Origin of the sequence: Marinimicrobium hydrolyticum (assembly GCF_030848505.1) — a bacterium.
Taxonomy (GTDB): domain Bacteria; phylum Pseudomonadota; class Gammaproteobacteria; order Pseudomonadales; family Cellvibrionaceae; genus JAVDDU01.
In genome coordinates, this window is record NZ_JAVDDU010000026.1 from 1 (window position 1) to 1,357 (window position 1,357).

The 1,357-nt window shown below is 55.0% G+C and carries 1 protein-coding gene; it reads left to right on the top strand.

Annotated features, from left to right (window positions below; all coding sequences use genetic code 11):
* Positions 1–91: 91 nt before the first annotated feature.
* Complete coding sequence (locus RBH33_RS17670) at positions 92–1,300, top strand: IS91 family transposase (RefSeq protein ID WP_306733547.1); 1,209 nt, start codon at positions 92–94, stop codon at positions 1,298–1,300.
* Positions 1,301–1,357 lie beyond the last annotated feature (57 nt).

Sequence of the window (1,357 nt, forward strand, 5' to 3'; positions counted from 1 at the left end):
GGGATATATCGCCTGATGTCGTAGATTCAAATGTTGGACATAACCGCTGCGCGGTGGAGAGCGTAATTCTAGAACATGGAGGCATAGGGAGATGCCAAACCGAACGATACAAAAATTGTTTCGCGCGTACAAACCAAAGTTGGATCGCACACCGCAGCCGCTCAAGAATCGCAAAGCGATTGAAGCATTGACGCTGTGTCAAACGCGCGAGCTTGGGGTGAGCCACTATGCCTGCCCAAAGGGCCATGAACATTGGGAGCAGTTCCACTCCTGCCGACACCGAAGCTGTTACGTCTGTGCAGAGCGCAAGCGCGCCGAGTGGATTGAGAAACAAAAGCAACGCCTTCTCGACGTTCCGCACTTTCATGTCATCTTCACCTTACCGCACGAGTACCTCTCACTGTGGCGATACAATGAAGCGCTCTTTGCAAAATTATTGTTTAAAGCGAGCCAGGCCTCACTGATCGAACTGCTGGCTGGTTCGAAGTTTGGTGGAGTGACGCCGGGTGTATTGATGGCACTTCACACCTGGGGCCGTAGGCTCAACCTACACCCGCATGTGCATTGTTTGGTGACCGCTGGCGGACTCACGCCCGCGGATAAATGGAAGGACTCAGGCGAGTACTTGTTGCCGAGCAAAGTACTTCGGCGTTACTACCGGGGCAAAGTGCAGGCGCTGCTAAAAGCCGCGTTTCAATCCGGCGAGCTGGTACTGCCCCCGGACATGGACCACCAGCGCTTCTGGACGCAGTATCGAGCCCTCTATAAGAAAGAGTGGAGCGTCCGAATTGAAGAGCGCTACGAACACGGCAAAGGCGTGATGCTGTACCTGGCGCGCTACTGCAAGGGCGGCCCCTTACATCCTAATCAGATTAAGGGCTGGGATCGAGACGGCGTTGAGATGAGCTATCTGGACCACCGAGACAAACGGGTAAAGCGCCAGCGACTCAGCGCCTTACAGCTCGCCGAACGACTGCTCCAGCACGTGCCAGCGAGCGGGGTCCATACCGTGCGCTACTACGGCTTGTACGCACCGGCAGCCAAGCGGCGATACGGTATGGCGCTGTTGCTACACGGCAATCTTGAAGGCCTTAAAGCGCCGCGTGGCGTCGATTTGTCGTCTGTGGTACTTTGCTGCAAGGCCTGTGGCGCCCCCGGGAAGCTCCTGTGGCAGGCGTGGCACGGGACGCCAAAAGGAAATTCCTTAATAAAGAGCAGCCCCTCCTTGGGTGCCAGCGGTTACGTCCAACAAAGAGTTGAAGCAGACAATGAAAGGGGAGAATTCGTTGATTCGTCTTAAGTTATGGCGCCAACCTATATTTTTTTGCGCCTTTCATTGCAGCTTAACTCGACGTTA

Bases quoted from the DNA above. Each gene is read 5' to 3' on its own strand.
- RBH33_RS17670 (WP_306733547.1), top strand. From the start codon at position 92: ATGCCAAACCGAACGATACAAAAATTGTTTCGCGCGTACAAACCAAAG.